Source organism: Hydrogenophaga sp., from assembly GCF_030656115.1.
GTDB lineage: Bacteria > Pseudomonadota > Gammaproteobacteria > Burkholderiales > Burkholderiaceae_C > Hydrogenophaga.
This window is the reverse complement of record NZ_JAUSOO010000059.1, coordinates 1-19,853: the sequence shown is the minus strand read 5'-3', so window position 1 is coordinate 19,853 and position 19,853 is coordinate 1. Positions and strand designations below refer to the sequence as shown.

Sequence of the window (19,853 nt, the reverse complement as noted above, 5' to 3'; positions counted from 1 at the left end):
GCCATGAACACCCCCCGCGCCTTCGTCGAACCTGCCGCCCCCCGCCCGATAGCCACGCCAGCGGCACAACGGCCCAGCGGCTGGTGGCTGACCCGGCCATTCAACCCGCCGCTGCGCGACTGGCGCGGCCTGCGCGTCTGGCTGGTGGGTGCGTCCAGCGGCATTGGCGCAGCCACCGCAGCGGCGCTGCACGCGCGGGGTGCGCAGGTGCTGGTGTCGGCGCGCAGCGCCAGCGCGCTGAATGCCTTTGTGGCCCAACACACCGGCGCAGCCGACGGCACCCGGTTCACGCCCCAAGCCTGGCCGCTGGACGTGACCGACGCACCCGCCGTGGCCCGAACGGCCCAGGCCCTCTTGCAGCAAGGCCCGCTGGACCTGGTGCTCTACTGCGCCGGGCATTACCGCGAAATGCGCGCCACCGACATGGACATGGCCGACCTGAAGCGCCACCTGGACATCAACTACACCGGCGCCCTGCATGTGATCGATGCGGTGCTGCCCGGCCTGATCGCCCGAGGCCAGGGCCATGTCAGCCTCATCAGCAGCGTGGCCGGTTTTCGGGGCCTGCCCAAAAGCCTGGCCTACGGCCCCACCAAGGCCGCACTCACCCACCTGGCTGAAACCTTGTACCTGGATCTGGAGCCGCTGGGCCTGGGCGTGAGCGTGGTCCACCCCGGCTTTGTGCAAACGCCCCTGACCGCCCAAAACGCCTTCACCATGCCCGCCCTGATCACGCCCGAGCAGGCCGCGCAGGCCATGATCGGCGGCTGGGCCAGCGGCGCGTTTGACATCCACTACCCCAAGCGCTTCACGCGCTGGATGAAGCTGCTGCGCCTGCTGCCCTACCGCCTGTACTTCCCGGCCGTGCGCCGTTTCACCGGGCTGTGAGCACCCTATGCATTCCACCGACTACCGTACCGCCGTCACCCGTATCCGTGCCTACTTTGAAGCCCTGTCGCCGCCGTCGCTGGCCGACATCGGCACGCTGTACACGCCCAACGCACGTTTCAAAGACCCGTTCAACGAGGTGCACGGCGTGCCCGCCATCCGGGGCATTTTTGAGCACATGTTCCACAACCTGCACCAGCCGCGCTTCGTGGTCACACAACAGGTGGTGGACGGCGCGCAGGTGTTTCTGGTGTGGGAATTCCGCTTTCGCTTCAAACGCTTTGACACCACCACCGAACAGGTGATACGGGGTGGCTCGCACCTGGTGCTGGCCCCCGACGGTCGCATCAACGAGCACCGCGACTACTGGGACGCGGCCGAAGAGCTGTATGAAAAACTGCCCGGGGTGGGGACTTTGATGCGCTGGCTCAAACGCCGGGCCAACAGCGCCTGATTTCATCGAACGGTGCCGTCATTCCTGCGAAGGCAGGAAGCCATGTCTGCCTGCCTTTTCGCGACGCTTTCTGGATTCCTGGCTTCGCGGGAGTGGCCGCCACGAAGCACCCCATCAGTTGGGCAGGGTATCGGCAAAACTCTGCCGCAGCGCCAGTTTGTCGCTGAGCTTGGCCAGGTTGGGGTAGGGCGTGCGCCACTCAACGGACGGGAAACGGAAGTCCAGGTAACCCAGCGCACAGCCCACGGCCACGTCCGACAAGCTCAGGTGAATACCCGAGCAAAACACCTTGTCGCCCAGCCCACGGCTCATGGACGCCAGCGAGGCGTGAATTTTGCCCATCTGGCGCTCGATCCAGGCGTCGCTGCGCTGGGCATCGGAGCGGCCCGGCCAAGTGGCTTCCAGGCGGGCCAAAATGGCCGCGTCCAACACGCCATCGGCCAAGGCTTCCCAGGTTTTCACTTCGGCGCGTTCACGGCCCTGCGCCGGAATCAGTTTGCCCACGGGCGACAAGGTGTCGAGGTACTCAACGATCACGCGCGAGTCAAACAACGCCTCGCCACCTTCCATGACGAGGCAGGGCACCTTGCCCAGCGGGTTGGACGCGGCAATTTTGGTGTCGGCCGCCCAAACGTCTTCGGGCACGAACTGGTAGTCGAGCTTCTTTTCGGCCATGACGACGCGGACTTTGCGCACGTAAGGGCTGGTGACGGCACCGATGAGTTTCATGGACTTGTATTCGTGTGACAGGATTCCCTGGGGTTGGCCATTTTAGCGATGCCACCATGCACCTGAGCTGACGCCGGTCACTCAAGACCAGCACAGCCCGGCGGCACCGTGAAAGACCACACGGCGCCTCCTACAATCGGTGCATGCGCCCGACCACCCCACTCCCCACCGTTTCCTCCACCTCGGCCCCTGTGGCCCTGTCCCCTGTTTCGGCCTTGTCGCCGCTGGACGGGCGCTACGCCGGCCGCCTGGCCAGCCTGCGCCCGTTCATGAGCGAGCAGGGTTACATGCACCGCCGCGTGCAGGTGGAAATGGCGTGGTTCATCGCCCTGTCCGACGCAGGCTTTGCCGAGTTCAAGCCGCTTTCGCCCGGCGCCCGCACCTACCTGCTGGGGCTGGTGAAAAATTTCAGTGAAGCCGACGCGGTGGCCATCAAAGACATCGAGAAAGTCACCAACCACGATGTGAAAGCCGTGGAGTACTGGATCAAATCGAAGTTTGATGCCCGCCCTGAACTGGAGCGGGCCGCCGAATTTGTGCACTTCGCGTGTACCAGCGAAGACATCAACAACACCAGCCACGCCCTGCAGCTCAAGGGCGGGCGCGATGTGGTGTTGCTGCCCGCACTGGACGGTGTGATCGCCAAGCTGCGCGACATGGCACACGCTTTTGCCGCCGTGCCCATGCTCAGCCGCACCCACGGTCAGACCGCCAGCCCCACCACGGTGGGCAAAGAACTGGCCAACGTGGTGGTGCGCCTGAGTAAGGCGCGTGCTGCAATCGCTGGTGTGAAGCTCATGGCCAAGATGAACGGCGCCGTGGGCAACTACAACGCCCACCTGAGCGCCTGGCCCGACTTTGACTGGGAATCCTTCAGCCGCGAGGTGGTGGAAACGCCCGAGCCGCTGGGCCTGGGCCTGACCTTCCAGCCGTATTCGATCCAGATCGAGCCGCACGACTACATGGCCGAGCTGTTCGACGCGGTGGCGCGCGCCAACACCATCCTGATCGACCTCTCGCGCGACATCTGGGGCTATGTGAGCCTGGGCTATTTCAAGCAGCGCCTGAAGGCGGGTGAAATCGGCTCGTCCACCATGCCGCACAAAGTCAACCCGATCGACTTTGAAAATGCCGAAGGCAACCTGGGCCTGGCCAACGCGGTGCTGCGCCACCTGTCGGAAAAACTGCCCATTTCGCGCTGGCAGCGCGACCTGACCGACTCCACCGTGCTGCGCAACATGGGGGTGGCGCTGGGCTACGCGGTGCTGGCCTACCACTCGCTGAGCGTGGGTCTGGGCAAGCTGGAACTCAACGAAGAAGCCCTGGCGGCCGACCTCGACGCCTCGTGGGAAGTGCTGGCCGAGCCCATTCAGACCGTGATGCGCCGCTTTGGCGTTCAAGGCGCCTACGAAAGGCTCAAGGAAGTCACCCGCGGCAAGACCGTGACGGCCGAGGCGCTGCACGCGCTGATTCGCAGTCTGGAGATTCCGCAAACTGAAAAAGACCGCCTGCTGGCCATGACACCGGGCAGCTACATCGGCAAGGCCACCGAGCTGGCGCAACGCGTCTGACGGTAGGCACCTATCGGTGCTCGAGGTTGGAGGGCGTCGAGCCGCGGTTGTCCTGGCTCAACGCAGGCCTAAAGGGCTTGGGATGATGCAAAATGGCGTGAAGTGCCCGCACCCGCAGTCACCCGCAGCTCAGAACGTCGCCTGATACCTGCCAGCACCGAGCCTAACGCCCACAACCCGACCGGAGAAGCCAGCCCATGGCGATTGAACTGTTCAACCAAAACGGCCATGTGTGCCTGATGTTTGCCCACCTCAGCGACGAGGGTGGCGAAGCCGTACAGGCCAACCAGTTTCTCGTGATTCATGGCGAAACCGGCGCCATCATCGATCCGGGCGGCAATATGGCCTACAACGAGTTGCTGCTCACCGTAGGGCGATTTTTTTCGCCGCAAAAACTGTCCATGATCCTGGCCTCGCACGCCGACCCGGACATCATTGCTTCGCTCGACCGCTGGATGACCAGCACCCAGGCAACGCTCTACATTTCGCGTCTGTGGGAGCGTTTTGCACCGCACTTTTGCAAACCTGGCAAAACGCAGGGCCGCATCAAGGGCATCGCTGACCCCGGCATGCGCATTCCCCTGGGCAACAGCGAAATCGTGGCGCTGCCGGCGCATTTCATGCACTCCGAAGGCAACTTCCAGTTCTGGGATCCGGTCAGCCGCATCCTGTTTTCGGGCGACTTGGGGGTGTCCTTGGGTACTTCGGCCGACGCGGCCAAACCCATCACATCGCTGGCCGAGCACATCCCGAGAATGGAAGCCTTTCACCGCCGCTACATGGTGTCCAACAAGATACTGCGCCTGTGGGCGAACATGGCACGCACCCTGCCCATCCACATGATCGTGCCGCAACACGGCGCGCCCCTGGCCGGGCCAGCGGTGAAGGAATTCATTGACTGGATCGGCACCGTGGACTGCGGCATAGACCACCTCACGCAAGCCAACTACACCGTTCCTGCGTGAATAGCCCCCACGCTCCGCCGCTGCGCGGGTCGCTGCCCCCCGAGGGGGCTGGGCCTGCCTTGGGGCGGCCCGGCGGCTGGCCCTGCCGCTTCCCGCGTCCGGTTGCTTGGTTGGTACAAACCGGCGCTCCGCTGCTGCGCGGGTCGTGGGTCTGCCTTGGGATGGCCTTAACGCGCTGACGATTCCAGCGCGCGCTCGGCGTAGCGGTTGAACCGCCAGGAGTTGCCCTCAAGGGTGATGCGCCGCCAGCTCGCCCGCTTCTCGCCGGGTGACATTTCGGTCCAGCGCTGCACTTCGTCAAAGGTGCGGCCGCAGCCTTTGCACACGGCGTCGCCCTGGCTGGTGGAGCAAATGGCTATGCAGGGTGTGTCGGGTGTGCTGTCAAACCAGGCCAGCCAAGCCGCATGGGCTGTGGTCGGCAGGGTGGATTCATCGGCTTCGGTTTCGTGAAAGTACACCATCAGCGCATACACCTCAGCCAACGCCCGCAGGGGTACGGCCAACGACAAACCGTCGGGCGAGGGTGCGCGTTCGCGCCAAAAATTGATCGCGGCTTCCATGTCGGTGATGTGAATGCCTGCCATGGGGGCGCATGATAACCAGCGCTGCCACCCCTTGTGCGGCGTGTGGAAACTGCGTACCGGCTCGACAGCTGCAGACAGGTACCCACCGATACAATCTTTTCACCCAAATATGAGGGGCTGTGCCCCTCAGCCCTTGGCGAAAAAAGCCCGGCCAGATGGGGATCTTGAGCAACACGAAGCCCCTGGATTCGGTGTTCCGGCGTTCGCAGCCAAGCGACTGTGTTGCCGGGTCAAGCAAGCCCTTTCAAGGGCCCTGCGGCACCGAAGATCGGAACAGGCTTTTGCGCCAGCCCATCAACACGATAAAGAGACTTTATGGATTTCCTGATTTCACCTGAATTCTGGGTTGCACTGGGCCAGATCATCATCATTGACATTCTGCTGGGTGGCGACAACGCGGTGGTGATCGCGCTGGCCTGCCGCAAGCTCCCTCCCGCACAACGCACCAAAGGCATCATCTGGGGCACGGCGGGCGCCATCGTGTTGCGGGTGATTCTGATCGCGTTTGCCATGACGCTGCTCAACGTGCCGTTCCTCAAGTTGGTGGGCGCGCTGCTGCTGGTGTGGATCGGTGTGAAGCTGCTGGCTCCCGACGAAGACGGCCACGGCGACGTGGTGGGCAGTGACAAGCTGCTGGCCGCCATCAAGACCATCATCGTGGCCGACCTGGTGATGAGCGTGGACAACGTGATTGCCATCGCCGGTGCGGCGCAAAACGCGGGTGATCATTCGATGTTGCTGGTGGTGCTGGGCCTGCTCATCTCGATCCCAATCATTGTCTGGGGCAGCCAGCTCGTCATCAAGCTCATGGCGCGGTTTCCCATCATCATCACCGCTGGCGGCATGCTGCTGGGCTGGATCGCTGGTGGCATGCTGGTCACGGACCCTGCCTTTGCCAACCCCGACCAGTGGAGCTGGATGCTCAAACTGCCGCAGACCGACGCGGTGCGTTACGGTGCGGCCGTGGCAGGTGCGCTGCTGGTGTTGACCGTGGGCAAAAGGTTGGCTCGCAACGCACCGCAAGAAGCCTGAGAAACCCAGCCGCCGGCCCATGAGCCGGTGCTGACCCGGGGCGGAACCACCAGGTAACCCGTGCTGCTTGGGTTTCTGCTTGGGCCGTGGCCGCTGCACTGCTATGCTGGGGCCCATGAAACTCATCGTTAAATGGCTGTTTGCCGCCTGTGCCCTGCTGCTGGTGGCCTACCTGTACACCGGAGTGCAAATCCAGAGCTACGGCTCGGCGCTCATTGCGGCGGCCTTCATTGGCCTGTTCAACACGCTGCTGCGGCCCATTCTGGTGGTGCTCACGCTGCCAGTCACGGTGGTCACCCTGGGCCTGTTTCTGTTCGTCATCAACGCCCTGATGTTCTGGGCCGCCGCCAGTTTGCTCGATGGCTTCGGCGTGAATGGCTTTTGGGCTGCGCTGCTGGGCTCGCTCATTTATTCGGTGCTGATGCTGGTGGTGGACGCGGCGCTGAAGGCGCTTTTTCCACGCCCGTGAAGCGTGGCGTGGCGCGGGCTACTCGTCCGCCACCGACGCGCGCAGCAACGCAACCACCTCACGCAAGCGGCTGTCCACAATGGCCAGCTCCATCGGGTCTGCGGCCCGTTGCGCTGCTGGCAAAGCCTGCGCGGCTTTGAACCGCTCCACCGCGCCCGCGTAATCAAGGTGCGCCACGCGCGACTCGGCCTCGGCCCGAATGGCGCGCAGCGTCTGACCCTGCGCCTGGTAGGCCCGTGCCAGCGTTTGCCAGGCCAGCGCATCGCGTGGGTGCTGCACCACCCAGCTTTGCAGGTGCGTTGCCGCACGCTGGGGCTCGCCTGTGGTCTGCGCCGCTTGCGCGCCCAACAAAGTGAGTGAGCGCCTACCGCTTGTCAATGCCTGGTCACGCAACGCGACCAAACGCTCAGCCCGCTCCGAAGCAGAGGGGGCCGTGCCGGGCGGTGCAGTCAACAGCACTTCCAGCAGCAAAGCGTCCACCGCCCAACGCACGGCCGGTACCACCTGCAGGCGCAGGCGTTGCGCCAGGTCCAGCGCGCGGTCGGTCTGGCCCAGGCGCATCGCTGCCCAAGCCGCGGCATACAACTCCCCTGTTCCCGCCTGTGGCCCCTGGCCGCTTTGCAGCCAGGCCCGCAAACGGTCTGGACCGTTTTCGGCCAGCACGCGCGCGCGCGCCGCCATGAGAGCGTGCAACTCGGGCACCACAGGTGCACCGTTGGCAACGGGCAAGCTCAACATCAGACCTGCAGCAACAGGTGTTGGCGCATCGCGCAGCGGGCCCACCGCTGGGTGAGCCGGCTCCAGCGGCAGGCGCGCACGCATGTCGGCCATGCGCTCGCTGCTCAGCGGGTGGCTGCGCAAATAGGGGAACGAACCGTCGTCGCTCAGCCTTGAAGCCTGTTGCAGCTTCTCAAACATACCGACAAAACCCTCGCCGTCAAAACCCGCCCCGGTGAGCACGCCAAAACCCACGCGATCGGCCTCGCGCTCCATATCGCGCGAGAAATTCAGCTGCGTTTGCGCCGCCACCGCCTGGCTGCCCACCATGGCCGCGCTGGCCACCTCGGTATTGGCGCGGGCGGCCAGCATGCTCAAAATCATCGCCCCCATCATCCAGGGCGCCAGCCGGTCTTGCCTCGCCACCAGCCGGGCAATGTGGCGTTGCGACACATGGCTCAACTCGTGCGCCATCACCGAGGCCAGCTCAGCGGCGTTCTCGGTCACGCCGATCAGCCCCAGGTGCACACCCAGATAACCGCCGGGCAGCGCAAAGGCATTTACCCGCCGGTCGCGGGAAATCATCAGCTCCCAGGCCAGGCGCTCCGACAACTCGGGCGGCACATCGCCCCGCGCCTGCGCCGCCGCCAGCAACGGTTGCCAGATGGCCTGCAAATAGTCGCCCAGTACCGGGTCGTCCAGGTAATCCGGGTCGCGGTAAATGCTGCGGGCAATGCTGTCCCCCAGCCGACGCTCTGCCGCGATCGACATGCCCTGCACATCCCCCAACCCCGGCAAGCCACCCGACACCAGAGCGGCACCATCGGCTGCGGGCGGCAGGTTTTGCGCCATGCTCAAAGACACTGGCGCCCAGCTCAGCACACCCGCCAAGGCGATCACGCGCCAAGAGGCCGCCCGGCGTGAGCGGTGCACAGGCCATACCAACAGATTCAAGGTGAAAAACATCCCCGTATGATGCCGCCAACCCCACCAGGTTTCTGTAAAGAACGCGCAAAGTCACGGCCATGAACGAAACAACCGCAACCCCTCTTCTGCCCAACAGCCCCCTCACCCACTTCGACGCCCAAGGCCAGGCCCACATGGTGGACGTGGCCGCCAAAGCCAGCACCCACCGGGTGGCGGTGGCCGAAGGCCGTATCGGCATGGAGCCCGCCACGCTGGCACTCATTCAGGGCGGTAACGCCAAAAAAGGCGACGTGCTGGGCATTGCCCGCATTGCCGGCATACAAGGCGCCAAAAAAACCAGCGACCTCATCCCCCTGTGCCACCCCCTCGCCCTCACCCGCGTGGCGGTGGAGTTTGAGGTGGATGCCGCGTCAAACACCGTGCTGTGCCGCGCCACCGCTGAATGCACCGGCCAAACCGGCGTCGAAATGGAAGCCCTCACCGCCTGCAGCGTGGCCCTGCTCACCGTTTACGACATGTGCAAAGCCGTGGACAGGGGCATGACCATCAGTGGCTTGCGGCTGATGGAGAAACGGGGTGGTAAAAGCGGGCATTTTGTGGCGGCGGGTGGCGCTGCTTTGTAATGATCCGAGCCCAATAGCACTCCGCCATGGTGAGGAACAAAACAGCGTCATAGGCGGCCTATCGACACAGCAGACGCCAGAGTGCTGCTATCGCCCTGGCAAACGCATTGAGATGGTTCAACACGGTGCCAAGACCTGGCCATGGCAGGAAGTTACGTGGTAACGTACCTACATTTTCTGTGCAAGGAGGTACCCATGAGCTTCACCACCCTATCCAGCCGAGAGTTCAACCAAGATGCCAGCAAGGCCAAGAGAGCGGCGCAAACCGGGCCGGTCATTATTACCGACCGAGGCCGACCGGCGCATGTGTTGCTGACATTTGAAAACTACAAACTCCTCACCCGCCAACCCGCCCGGATCGCCGACTTGCTGGCCATGCCCAGCGCACAGGACACCGATTTTGAAATGCCGGCCATGCGCGAGCCCGCCCAAGCCGCCGACCTCAGCTGATGTACCTGCTCGACACCAACGTCATTTCGGAGCTGCGCAAAGTCCGCACCGGCAAAGCAGATGCCCAAGTGGCGGCCTGGGCAGACAGCGTCGAGGCCAGTGATTTGTATCTCTCCGTCATTACACTGCAAGAAATCGCCATCGGCGTCTTGCTGGCCGAGCGACGCGATCCGGTGCAGGGTGCGGTCTTGAGAACATGGTTCAAACACCAGGTCATGCCTGCATTTGACGGGCGCGTGCTGCAGGTGGACACGGCCATTGCCTTGCGCAGTGCACAACTGCACGTCCCGGATCCCCACCCGGTACGTGACGGCCTGATAGCGGCCACAGCCTTGGTGCACGGCATGACTGTCGTGACCCGCAACACCGCCGACTTCGCGCCCACGGGTGTGGCGGTTCTCAACCCTTGGGGCGTTGGAAGCTGAACCCGCTGGATGCCCTCGTTTTATAAAAACCTCTGCACAATCACCGCTCACCACCCCACCAAGAAGCCGAACCATGCTGCTGGATCAATTGCGCGCTCAACGCGAAGCCATACACACACTGGGGCGCCGCTTCGGCGCTCGCCGCATACGCGTGTTTGGCTCTGTGGCGCGGCGACAGGAACGGACCGACAGCGATGTGGACTTTTTGGTGGACTTCCCGCCCGGCTACGATCTGTTTCAGCAACGCCTGCCCCTCACCGAAGAACTCGCCCTTCTGCTTCATCGCTCCGTCGAGGTGGTGCCCGAGCACGAACTGAATCGGCATATTCGGGAATAAGTATTCAAGGAAGCGGTTGAAATATGAACAAACCTTGGCAGCCCTACGCGCTCCATCAGTGGTTTTCGAAATATCCTGGTTCACAACTATCTGGGCGAAATTGATCCGGCCACGGTGGCTTCTGTTATCAATCAACATCTTGAACCCCTCGCGCACGCTGCGCGCGCCATGCTGGAGAAATCACAATCAACCGGTGGCTGACGTTTAGAAATTGGAATCTGACCCCAATTGTTCCGGGCGTGGAGGTTCTCAACCCGTGGGGCGCTGGAAGCTAAGCAACTTGCCATAAAACGTTTCTTAAAATTGACATATCGACCATTTTGTCAATAATAAGAAACAAATGCCCGCCACCAACCCCCAACCCAGCCCATCAAGCCGCCCCACGCTTCAAGCGCTGGGCCATCACATACGCGCCCGGCGCAAATCACTGGGCGCCAGCGCCACGGCCACCGCTGAAGCCGCTGGCATCTCACGCGTGACCTTGCACCGCATCGAAAAAGGCGAACCTTCCGTCACCATCGGTGCATGGGCCAACACACTGGCGGCCTTGGGGCTGGAATGGCAGACCCGTTTGCCCGGCGACACGCCGCAGACACCCGACCCAGCCACCCACAACCCCGCCCACTGGCTACCCGTGTGTGTGCAGCTGAGCGACTACCCGCAGCTCAAAGCGCTGGCCTGGCAGGTACACGGCATACCGACACTCACCTTGGTTGAAGCCCTTGACATTTACGAACGCAACGTCCGACATCTGGATATGCAAGCCATGTCCGAGAAAGAGCGAGCCTTGCTGAACGCACTGCGAACCGCATTCGGTCGAAACAGCCATGTTTGAACGCCCACACCACCAGCGCATTGCCCGCGTGCTGACCGCCATCAATGGCCCGTTGCTGCGTCAACACAGCGTGTGGTTTGGCGGCGGCACCTGCATAGCGCTTCGATACGGTGAATACCGCGAGTCGGTCGATATCGACTTTCTGGTGTCCGATGCAACAGGCTACCGTGAGCTGAGAAACTTGATGAGCGGCCCGGCCGGTCTGAACGCCATTGTTCATTCCAGCGCGCTGCCTTTGACCGTATCGCACGACATTCGCATCGACCAATACGGCATCCGAACGCAGGTGCAAATGGACGGACACGCCATCAAATTGGAGATCGTGCGCGAAGCGCGGATCGCACTGGACCCACCGGGACCGAAGGATTTGATCTGTGGCATAGCCACCTTAACGCCTTTGGATTTGGCTGCATCCAAACTGCTGGCCAACTCGGACAGGCAAGCCGATGACGGTGTATTCAGCCGCGACGTCATCGACCTGGCCATGATGAACCTGCCGCTGCCTTTGCTGCGCCATGCCCTCGTCAAGGCAGAACAGGCCTACGGTCTGGCCGTCACACGCGATTTGGGCAAGGCCATTGACCGCCTGCAAAACCGCTCAGGCTGGCTGGAACGGTGCATGCAAGCCATGGCCATCAACGCCGTGCCCAAGGCACTGCTGTGGCAGAAAATTCGCCGCTTGCGGCAAATGCGACCTGCGGAGTAGGCTGGTCAGGATTGGGGAATTGGAATCTGACCCCGTTTTTTGTGTCTTTGTCAAGCCAGATCGTCAACGACCCTCGAGCTTTGAGCGCGGCCTAGTTGGTGGTCTTGCAGCGCGTCTTGGCGTCTTTGGGTTTAGTCATGCCCCGAGGCTACCAGCTAGGGGAGTCTGCTTTGTGCAACAAAGCCGTTTGCACCAGAAATAACTAAAGGCCATTAATGGCCTTTAGTTAGTAAGTTTTATACAGCGTCTAAATTAATAAAATAATTAACAAAGACACGAACAAACTTTACGCGCCGGTACAACCCTTTGGAACCAAACCTGAGGCTGCCGTAACAGTGGTACCACAAGTCCAGGCACCTTCAGCGGTACGACTTACAGTAATAGTTTTGCCGACAATGTCAGGACTTCCCTTGAGAGTACATGCAATTGAAGCTACACCCGTTGTAGCAATCTTTACTGCGTAGGCCGAGCAGCGCTCAGACGATGCAGCTGTAAATCCATATGGCTTGATATCTGCCAAATCAGTCACGTCGACAGCTGCCGACACGCCACTGCTAATAGCGGTATCAATATTGACTTTGGCGGCTGCAATTTCCGTCAATCCAGTTGCAACTTGCGCCTTGCCCGTGTAGCTTTGATAAGCAGGCAATGCCACAGCAGCCAAAATACCAATAATAGCCACCACGATCATCAGTTCGATGAGGGTGAAACCTTTTTGCATGGAATGCTTCATGAGAAAACTCCTTTGAAGGGGAACAGGATGGGATTGGTTGCGGTTGGTGTACAGCATAGTCCGTGCCAGCACCAACCCAGCCCATTTTGAGGGTTTTTGCCCGACTTTGAAACATGGGGTGACGTTTTGTGTATGGCCACGCCGGTTCGGGGTGACAAAACGTGTCCTGCACGGTCAGAGTGACAATTTTTGTCACTCTGCAGCCACTTGTCCCGTTGCCATGGCATGACAACGTGTGGCGCCCCGCTTTTTCGGGTGAGCAGGCACAACGGTTTTTTTGCTGGCCACAGCCAGTTTGGTATGCCCGCGCCCCATCCCAGCCTTCTCCCAGCGGGGGAAGGGGCCAGATACAGCCCGCAGCCGCAGTGTGCTGCGCTCCTTCGTCAGCGCCTCACAACTCAAACACCATGCCCGCGCTGAGCCAGCGGATGTCGTGGCTGGGGTGTTGGGGTTGGCTGGGGGGGCCGTCGAAGCGCGCTATTTCTTCCATGATCAAGCCGGTTTCGGCGGGCTTGGTGTGGGTGATGTAGATGGGGTAGCGGCCATGGGGCGGCTGGGGGTTGATCTGGGCCAGTTCTTGGGCGAGGGTGCCGGGTGACAGGTGCAGGCTGCGCCGGGCGAGGTCTTTTTCTCGGTTGCTGAAGGCGGTTTCGATGATCAACAGGGCCACGGGGAGCTGGTTGACGCGCTGCCAGAAGGCGGGGTTGCGTTCGGTGTCGCCGCTGAAAACCCAATGCCCGCTGGCGGCGGCGGCGGCATAGCCCACGGCGGGTACGGTGTGCACGGCGGGCAGGGGTTCTATGGTTTTGCCGCCCAGGTGCAGCACTTGGCCCACGGCGATGGGTACGAAGTGCATGAGCGGGGTGTCGGCGTGGGGCAAGCGGGAGAAGTCGGGCCAGATGAGGTTGTTGAAGATGTGGGTCTTGAGGGCTTGGATGGTGGCAGGCAGGGCGTGTACCTGCAGGGGTGGGGCACTTGCGGCGAGACGGCGAGCGGCCACGGCGTCAAGCATGAGGGGAAGGCAGGCGATGTGGTCGAGGTGGGCGTGCGTGAGCAGGACGTGTTGGATAGAACCCATTTCGTCGAGGGTGAGGTCGCCCACACCGGTACCGGCATCAATCAGGACGTCGTCGTCCAGCAAGAAGGAGGTGGTGCGGCAGCCCTGCGCGATGGCGCCGGAACAGCCGAGAACTCTGACGCGCATGGGCGGTGTGGCTCGGTGGTGGCCAGCGGGGCTGGCTTATTTGGTTTCGAAGTGGGTGGTGCCGTCCCACATGGGGTGGGGCGGGTGCTGCCTTGCCAAGGCTACCCGTTCGGCGTAGAGGCGGTAAAGGACTTTTTTCTCGTTTTGGCGCCGCAGGTTGTGCAAATGGTGTTCGCACGGGTCCCAGTCTTGCTCGCGCCAGGCTTGCAGGGCGAGCTGCCACTGGCGCAGCTCTTCGGCTTGCTCGGGGTTCGGGGGGGCGGTGTCGTGGGTATCGAGCGGGGTAAAGATGGTCACGGCGCTGGCTTTGCCTTTGACGCGCACACGGTCAAGTTCTTGCCAGCGAAACTGGGTGGCCTGGATTTGGGTGGTTTCGCTGACGATGATGTCTGAGCCGTAAAGGCGGGACAGGCCTTCGAGGCGGGCGCCGAGGTTGACGGCGTCGCCGACGACGGTGTAGCTGCGGCGCAAGGTTGATCCCATGTCGCCAACGCACATGGCACCGGTGTTGATGCCAATGCCGACGCCGATGGCGGGCAGGCCTTCACGGGCGTGTTCGCGGTTGACTTGTTCGATGGCGGCGACCATGCCTTGTGCGGCTTGCACGGCCAGGGTGGCATGGTTGGGGGTGTGCACGGGAGCACCCCAGAAGGCCATGACGCAGTCGCCCATGTATTTGTCGATGGTGCCGCGGTGGTTGCGTATGACGGTGGTCAGGCGGCTGAATACGGTGTTGAGCAGGGCCTGGAGCTGGGTGGGCTCCATGGTTTCTGAGAGTTGGGTGAAGCCGCGCATGTCGCAAAACATGACCGTGAGTTCGCGCGTGGTGGCGGTCATGCTGTAGCGGTCGGGGTGTTTCACCATTTCGTCGACCAACTCGGGCGGCACGTAGGTGCCAAAAAGCTGGGCCAGTTCGCGTTTGGAGCGGCTTTCGACCAGGTAGCCATAGCTCATGTTGAGTGCAAAGGCGAACACGGCCATGACGAGGGTGCTGGCGAGTGGAAGCACCAGGCCGTGGCCGAGGTAGAGCCAGAAGTTCAGGCCAACCACGCCGGCCACCACGCCTGCGCTGAGTGCAACCGCACGTCCGGCGCTGAGCAGCGGCAGGGCCAGGGCGAGTACCAGGCCTGCACTCACCAGCACGATGATTTCGTAGCCCAATGCGTAGTCGGGCTTGCTGATGAGTCCGCCGTCGAGCAGACCCACGATGAGGTTGGCATGGGTTTCCACGCCGGGGTAGGTTTCACCCACGGGTGTCACGCGCAAGTCGAGCAGACCAGGGGCGGTGGTACCAACCAGCACAATTTTGTTGTTCAACCGGCCGATGGGCAGACGGCCCGCTAGCACGTCCGCCGCAGACACGTAGGTAAATGAGCCGCCCCGTGGCCCGCCGGGGCCGCGGTAGGGCACGAGGGTGGCCACGCGCTGGTCCACCGGGATGGCCAACGAGGCGCTGCCTGGCGGGGCGCCGTTTGCGGTTAGCCGCACACTCTGGAGCGCCTGGTGATCGAGCGCACGCTGGCTTTCGCCTGCAAAACCGGGCTCGACGCGGGGTGAGTCAAGCAACAGGCGGAACATGGCCAGCGAGAGCGATTCGTAGTAGCGGCCTTCGTGTTCAGCGAGCAGGGGCAGGGACCGCACCACGCCGTCGTTGCTGGTGATGGCATTGAAAAAACCTGCCCTGGGCGCGGCTTGGACCAACGGGGCGATGTTGGCGCCAAAGCCGTCCCAGCGGGTGGCGGGCAGGCGGCGGCCTTGCAGCGCTTCGGGCTGTATGACGGGCTCGGGCAGCACGCCGCTGGTGCGGCCGTCGCGGTCGCTGGTGAAGTAGTAGCCCAGCACCACCGGTCGGCCTTGCAGCGCGCGGGCGAACTGGGCGTCAAAGTCCAGCTTGGGTTGCAGGCTTTGCAGGCGCTGGGCAAAACCGGGTTGGTCGGCCAGGGGACCGCTGGCGAGTTGCTGCAGTTGGCGCAGACCCGAGCTGTCGTCGGGCTCGGCAAAAACGGTGTCGAACCCGAGCAGGGCAATGCGTTGGTCTTCGAACAGGGTGTCGACCAGCCGGGCCATGTGGTTGCGTGACCAAGGCCAACGGCCCACCTCGGCCAGGCTTTTTTCGTCGATATCGACAATCACCACCCGGTCATCCAGGGTGCCGGGCATGGTGGCACGCAGTCGGGTGTCGTAGATGATGTCGTCCAGCCGCTGCAGCATGCCCATGGGCACCACGCCCAGAGCGTGCAGCAGCACCAAAATGAGCGGCAGCAGCGTGACGGCGATGCGCGGGCCGTGTTGGGTCAGGGCCTGCATGGGCACTCGATGCCGGGGGCTGGCTACCTTGGGCCTGCGTGTGCCGGCATCATCATTGCAGGACGAATTGCATCTGCGTTCCAGCCAGCTCGATCAGATCACCATGGCTCAGGTTAACGGCTTCGGTGCCGATGGGGTTGCCGTTGAGCGTGGGCTTGATGGCGCCTTCAACCAGCGCAACCACGTAGCCGGTCGAGCGGCGGGTGATGGCCGCCACAGCCACACCGGGCTTGCCAATGGTGGTGACCACTTTGAGCAGCGGGACCTGGCGTCCGACCGAGGGCCCCGACATCACTTTGACAGCGGCCTGAGCCCCGGCGGGAGTCAAGGGCGCGTCGGCTGCAGCCTTGGCGCTGCTGCCCATGGTTTTCTCCGGCTTCTCCAGCGCGCCGTCGTTCACAAACTTGATCTGGTATTTGCCAATTTCGATGGTGTCACCGCTTTGCAACAGCTGCTTTTTGACGGCTTTGCCGTTGACGTAGGTGCCGTTGGTGCTGTTGAGGTCTTCCAGGAACACCTTGGAGCCCGTCATTTGCAAAACGGCATGCTCCCCGCTGACGGCGAGGTTGTCGATCACGATATCGTTGTAAGGACGGCGACCGAGGGTTGAACGGTCTTTGGTGAGTTGCACCTCCTTGATGACAACACCGTCGATGGAAATGAACATTTTCGGCATGGCCGACTCCTGTGGAACCTGATTGACTATTCAGTGTAAAAATGGGTTTATTGACGCAGCATGCGCGAGAGCAAACCTCGGCGAACGGTCTTCGATCGGGCATACGCCAGGATCACAGAAATGTTATCGCGACCGCCGCATCCATTGGCTGCGTCAATCAGGGCGCGGCCCTTCTCTTCCAGCGTACCGGCCGAGACCAGCAAGGCGGTGATGCCCCCGTCCGTGACCATGTCGCTCAGGCCATCCGAACACAGCAAATAGAGGTCGCCTTCTTCGGCCCGGTACTCGTTGACTTCGAGCAACACCGTGTCTTCCACGCCCAGTGCGCGGGTGACGAGGTTTTTGTGGGTGGCGTACTGCGCTTGCTCCTGCGAAATAAGACCGGCGTCGATTTGCTCTTGCAGCAAGGAATGGTCGCGTGTGATCTGCACGAGGGTGTTGCCGCGCAGCCGGTAACAACGGGAATCGCCCACATGCCCGATCAGGGCGCGCGAGCCTTGGAACACGCCCATAACGAGGGTCGTGCCCATGCCCTCATACTGCGGGTTGGAATTGGCCGCGTTGAATATGGATTGGTTGGCGTTGTCAACACAGATTTCCATTGCCCGCTTGATTTCGCGCGCACTGGCCTGCGCACCGCCTGCAGACAGCCAGCGGCCCAGCTCGGTCTTGATGAACGTGGTGGCCATGACACTGGCCACTTCACCGGCGTTGTAACCGCCCATGCCATCGGCCAGCACCACCACTTGGTTGTCCGGATCGAGCACCACGGAATCTTCGTTGCTCTCACGCAAGCGGCCAGTGTCGGTCAGACAAAAATACTCATAGATCATGATGGTGCCGTTTATAGCTGGATTTCGACCGCCTCCCAATCGGTGGCGACCGCTTGGATCCCCCAATGGCAGGATGACGGCGACAACGAAAACAGGTGAGACCGTTCATGTCCGTAACCGCCTTGGCTTGTGTGTCTGTCAGATGCGTCCTGAGAACGGGTTTTCGGTTTCCCTAAGGCCGACGACACGTTAAGAGGTGCAACGGAATTGTCAATCGCGGCACAGTTGCTTCATTTTGTTGCAGGACGGACGGGCAGTTCAGGGCGCTGTGTGGACCTCGGGTGGATCTGAGGCACATTAACCAACCGCGATCCATAAAAAAAGGACAACGTTTCCGTTGTCCTTCGAGTCCTTGACCCTGGGCAGTCTGTGCTTACAGCATCGCCTTGAGCAGCTTGGCCATTTCAGACGGGTTGCGCGTGACCTTGAAGCCACACTCTTCCATGATGGCGAGCTTGGCATCGGCCGTGTCGGCACCACCAGAAATCAGGGCACCGGCGTGGCCCATGCGCTTGCCTGCGGGAGCGGTCACGCCAGCGATGAAGCCCACGATAGGCTTCTTCATGTTGGCCTTGCACCAGAGGGCTGCTTCGGCTTCGTCGGGACCACCGATCTCGCCAATCATGATCACGGCGTCGGTGTCGGGATCGTCGTTGAAGGCGCGCATCACGTCGATGTGCTTCAGGCCGTTGATCGGGTCACCACCAATGCCCACGGCGCTGGACTGGCCCAGACCGATTTCGGTCAGCTGTGCCACGGCTTCATAGGTCAGCGTGCCCGAACGGGACACGACACCGATGCGGCCTTTGCGGTGGATGTGACCGGGCATGATGCCGATTTTGATCTCGTCGGGCGTGATCAGACCGGGGCAGTTGGGGCCCAGCAGCAGGGTTTTCTTGCCGCCAGCGGCTTCCTTGGCCTTCATGCGGTTGCGCACTTCCAGCATGTCCTTGACCGGAATGCCTTCGGTGATGCAGATGGCCAGGTCCAGATCGGCCTCAACGGCTTCCCAGATGGCAGCGGCTGCGCCGGCGGGCGGCACGTAGATCACCGACACGGTGGCGCCGGTTTCCGATGCGGCTTCCTTGACCGAGCTGTAGATCGGGATGTTGAAGATCGACTCGCCGGCCTTCTTGGGGTTCACGCCGGCCACGAAGCAGTTTTTGCCGTTCGCGTATTCCTGGCACTTTTCCGTGTGGAACTGACCGGTCTTGCCGGTGATGCCCTGGGTGATGACCTTGGTGTCTTTGTTGATGTAGATCGACATGGTGGACCTTATTCAGTTGGGGACAGAGCTGAAGGTCTGTCCCGCAAAATTTTTGAACTGCGCTTAGGCTGCGTTAACAGCGGCAACCACTTTTTGAGCGGCTTCGGCCATGGTGTCGGCGCTGATGATGGGCAGGCCGGATTCGGCCAGCATCTTCTTGCCCATCTCTTCGTTGGTGCCCTTCATGCGCACCACCAGCGGCACAGACAGGTTCACGGCCTTGCAGGCGGTGATCACGCCGGTGGCGATGGTGTCGCACTTCATGATGCCGCCGAAGATGTTGACCAGAATGGCCTTGACCTTGTCGTTCTTCAACATGATCTTGAAGGCCTCGGTGACCTTCTCGGGGGTGGCACCGCCGCCCACGTCCAGGAAGTTGGCCGGCTCGGCGCCGAACAGCTTGATGGTGTCCATGGTGGCCATGGCCAGACCGGCACCGTTGACCAGGCAGCCAATGTTGCCGTCCAGGCTGATGTAGGCCAGGTCAAATTTCGAGGCTTCGATTTCGGCCGGGTCTTCTTCGTCCAGGTCGCGGAAGGCCACGATTTCGGGGTGGCGGAACAGCGCGTTCGCGTCAAAGTTGAACTTCGCGTCCAGGGCCATCAGGTTGCCCTTGGAGTCGCAGTTCAGTGGGTTGATTTCCACCAGCGACGCGTCGGTGTCCATGTAGCACTTGTAGATCTTGGCGAAGATGTCCACCGCCTGGTCCACGGAAGCGCCGGTCAGGCCGATGGCTTCGGCCACCTTCTTGCCCTGCTCGGCGGTGATGCCCGTCAGGGGATCGATCATCTCGGTGATGATCTTCTCGGGGGTCGAGTGGGCCACTTCCTCGATGTCCATGCCGCCTTCGCTCGACGCGATCAGGGCCACCTTCTGCGTGGCGCGGTCGGTTACGAGCGACACATACAGCTCGTTCTTGATGTCGGCGCCGTCTTCGATGTACAGGCGGCGAACCTTCTGGCCTTCGGGGCCGGTCTGGTGGGTTTTGAGCTGCATGCCCAGGATTTCGCCAGCGATGCGCTTGACATCTTCAATGGTTTTGGCCACCTTCACGCCACCACCCTTGCCACGGCCACCGGCGTGGATCTGCGCCTTCACGACCCATACGGGGCCGCCCAGCT

General features: G+C 62.2%; 23 protein-coding genes. 13 read left to right on the top strand and 10 right to left on the bottom strand.

Annotation, left to right across the window (positions count from 1 at the left end):
- Nucleotides 1-3 precede the first annotated feature (3 nt).
- On the top strand, nt 4-888 hold the full coding sequence (locus Q7J58_RS08350; protein WP_304826084.1) for an SDR family NAD(P)-dependent oxidoreductase: 885 nt from the start codon (nt 4-6) through the stop codon (nt 886-888).
- Nucleotides 889-895: 7 nt separating this feature from the next.
- Nucleotides 896-1,342 carry a nuclear transport factor 2 family protein gene (locus tag Q7J58_RS08345; RefSeq protein ID WP_304826082.1) on the top strand — a complete coding sequence of 149 codons (447 nt, stop codon included), beginning with the start codon at nt 896-898 and terminating at the stop codon, nt 1,340-1,342.
- 114 nt (nt 1,343-1,456) lie between these two features.
- On the opposite strand, the gene Q7J58_RS08340 is transcribed toward Q7J58_RS08345, so the two are convergent.
- Entirely contained in the window at nt 1,457-2,071 is a 615-nt protein-coding gene (locus tag Q7J58_RS08340; RefSeq protein WP_304826079.1) for a glutathione S-transferase N-terminal domain-containing protein, read from the bottom strand.
- A gap of 191 nt (nt 2,072-2,262) precedes the next feature.
- Here Q7J58_RS08340 and purB point away from each other — a divergent pair, with 191 nt between their 5' ends.
- A complete protein-coding gene (gene purB / locus Q7J58_RS08335; protein ID WP_304826154.1) occupies nt 2,263-3,642 on the top strand; it encodes an adenylosuccinate lyase in 1,380 nt (459 codons plus the stop codon).
- Nucleotides 3,643-3,839: 197 nt separating this feature from the next.
- Entirely contained in the window at nt 3,840-4,607 is a 768-nt protein-coding gene (locus Q7J58_RS08330) for an MBL fold metallo-hydrolase (RefSeq protein WP_304826076.1), read from the top strand.
- Nucleotides 4,608-4,774: 167 nt separating this feature from the next.
- Here the strand turns inward: Q7J58_RS08330 and Q7J58_RS08325 are convergent, their stop codons facing one another.
- Nucleotides 4,775-5,191, bottom strand: a complete 417-nt coding sequence (locus tag Q7J58_RS08325; RefSeq protein WP_304826073.1) for a DUF3717 domain-containing protein — start codon at nt 5,189-5,191, stop codon at nt 4,775-4,777.
- A 315-nt stretch (nt 5,192-5,506) separates the two neighbouring features.
- Between Q7J58_RS08325 and Q7J58_RS08320 the strand changes: the two genes are divergently transcribed.
- On the top strand, nt 5,507-6,223 hold the full coding sequence (locus Q7J58_RS08320) for a TerC family protein (RefSeq protein WP_304826070.1): 717 nt from the start codon (nt 5,507-5,509) through the stop codon (nt 6,221-6,223).
- A gap of 115 nt (nt 6,224-6,338) precedes the next feature.
- Nucleotides 6,339-6,692, top strand: coding sequence for a phage holin family protein (locus Q7J58_RS08315; RefSeq protein ID WP_304826067.1), 354 nt, complete (start codon nt 6,339-6,341; stop codon nt 6,690-6,692).
- Nucleotides 6,693-6,710: 18 nt separating this feature from the next.
- Here Q7J58_RS08315 and Q7J58_RS08310 read toward each other — a convergent pair whose 3' ends face one another.
- Nucleotides 6,711-8,363 carry a M48 family metalloprotease gene (locus Q7J58_RS08310; RefSeq protein WP_336623482.1) on the bottom strand — a complete coding sequence of 551 codons (1,653 nt, stop codon included), beginning with the start codon at nt 8,361-8,363 and terminating at the stop codon, nt 6,711-6,713.
- Between the two features lie 71 nt (nt 8,364-8,434).
- On the opposite strand from Q7J58_RS08310, the gene moaC reads away from it, so the two are divergent.
- The 7 genes from moaC to Q7J58_RS08275 all read left to right on the top strand — a co-directional run bounded on the left by moaC (nt 8,435) and on the right by Q7J58_RS08275 (nt 11,712).
- A complete protein-coding gene (moaC, locus tag Q7J58_RS08305) occupies nt 8,435-8,959 on the top strand; it encodes a cyclic pyranopterin monophosphate synthase MoaC (protein ID WP_304826064.1) in 525 nt (174 codons plus the stop codon).
- A gap of 195 nt (nt 8,960-9,154) precedes the next feature.
- Nucleotides 9,155-9,409 carry a type II toxin-antitoxin system Phd/YefM family antitoxin gene (locus Q7J58_RS08300; RefSeq protein ID WP_304826061.1) on the top strand — a complete coding sequence of 85 codons (255 nt, stop codon included), beginning with the start codon at nt 9,155-9,157 and terminating at the stop codon, nt 9,407-9,409.
- The gene (locus Q7J58_RS08295; RefSeq protein ID WP_304826148.1) at nt 9,406-9,834 is read left to right on the top strand and encodes a type II toxin-antitoxin system VapC family toxin; all 429 of its coding nucleotides are present in this window, start codon (nt 9,406-9,408) and stop codon (nt 9,832-9,834) included. The genes Q7J58_RS08300 and Q7J58_RS08295 overlap by 4 nt, the downstream gene beginning before the upstream one ends.
- 73 nt (nt 9,835-9,907) lie before the next feature.
- Complete coding sequence (locus Q7J58_RS08290) at nt 9,908-10,171, top strand: nucleotidyltransferase domain-containing protein (RefSeq protein WP_304826058.1); 264 nt, start codon at nt 9,908-9,910, stop codon at nt 10,169-10,171.
- A gap of 54 nt (nt 10,172-10,225) precedes the next feature.
- Nucleotides 10,226-10,372: a HepT-like ribonuclease domain-containing protein gene (locus tag Q7J58_RS08285; protein ID WP_336623483.1), complete on the top strand. Its 147-nt coding sequence runs from the start codon at nt 10,226-10,228 to the stop codon at nt 10,370-10,372.
- 139 nt (nt 10,373-10,511) lie between these two features.
- Complete coding sequence (locus Q7J58_RS08280) at nt 10,512-11,006, top strand: helix-turn-helix domain-containing protein (protein ID WP_304826055.1); 495 nt, start codon at nt 10,512-10,514, stop codon at nt 11,004-11,006.
- Complete coding sequence (locus tag Q7J58_RS08275) at nt 10,999-11,712, top strand: nucleotidyl transferase AbiEii/AbiGii toxin family protein (RefSeq protein WP_304826052.1); 714 nt, start codon at nt 10,999-11,001, stop codon at nt 11,710-11,712. Before Q7J58_RS08280 ends, Q7J58_RS08275 begins: the two co-directional genes overlap by 8 nt.
- Nucleotides 11,713-11,998: 286 nt before the next feature.
- Here the strand turns inward: Q7J58_RS08275 and Q7J58_RS08270 are convergent, their stop codons facing one another.
- From Q7J58_RS08270 to sucC, 7 genes are all read right to left on the bottom strand, one after another.
- Nucleotides 11,999-12,445, bottom strand: coding sequence for a pilin (locus Q7J58_RS08270; protein WP_304826049.1), 447 nt, complete (start codon nt 12,443-12,445; stop codon nt 11,999-12,001).
- Between the two features lie 391 nt (nt 12,446-12,836).
- Nucleotides 12,837-13,649: a 3',5'-cyclic-nucleotide phosphodiesterase gene (locus Q7J58_RS08265; protein ID WP_304826046.1), complete on the bottom strand. Its 813-nt coding sequence runs from the start codon at nt 13,647-13,649 to the stop codon at nt 12,837-12,839.
- Nucleotides 13,650-13,685: 36 nt separating this feature from the next.
- Entirely contained in the window at nt 13,686-15,956 is a 2,271-nt protein-coding gene (locus Q7J58_RS08260; protein ID WP_304826043.1) for an adenylate/guanylate cyclase domain-containing protein, read from the bottom strand.
- Between the two features lie 52 nt (nt 15,957-16,008).
- Nucleotides 16,009-16,632, bottom strand: coding sequence for an FHA domain-containing protein (locus Q7J58_RS08255; RefSeq protein WP_304826041.1), 624 nt, complete (start codon nt 16,630-16,632; stop codon nt 16,009-16,011).
- Nucleotides 16,633-16,679: 47 nt separating this feature from the next.
- Entirely contained in the window at nt 16,680-17,465 is a 786-nt protein-coding gene (locus Q7J58_RS08250; RefSeq protein ID WP_304826038.1) for a Stp1/IreP family PP2C-type Ser/Thr phosphatase, read from the bottom strand.
- A 373-nt stretch (nt 17,466-17,838) separates the two neighbouring features.
- Complete coding sequence (sucD, locus tag Q7J58_RS08245) at nt 17,839-18,732, bottom strand: succinate--CoA ligase subunit alpha (protein ID WP_304826036.1); 894 nt, start codon at nt 18,730-18,732, stop codon at nt 17,839-17,841.
- A 63-nt stretch (nt 18,733-18,795) separates the two neighbouring features.
- Nucleotides 18,796-19,853 (bottom strand): ADP-forming succinate--CoA ligase subunit beta (gene sucC / locus Q7J58_RS08240; RefSeq protein WP_304826034.1); only part of this gene is annotated, 1,058 nt, incomplete at its 5' end.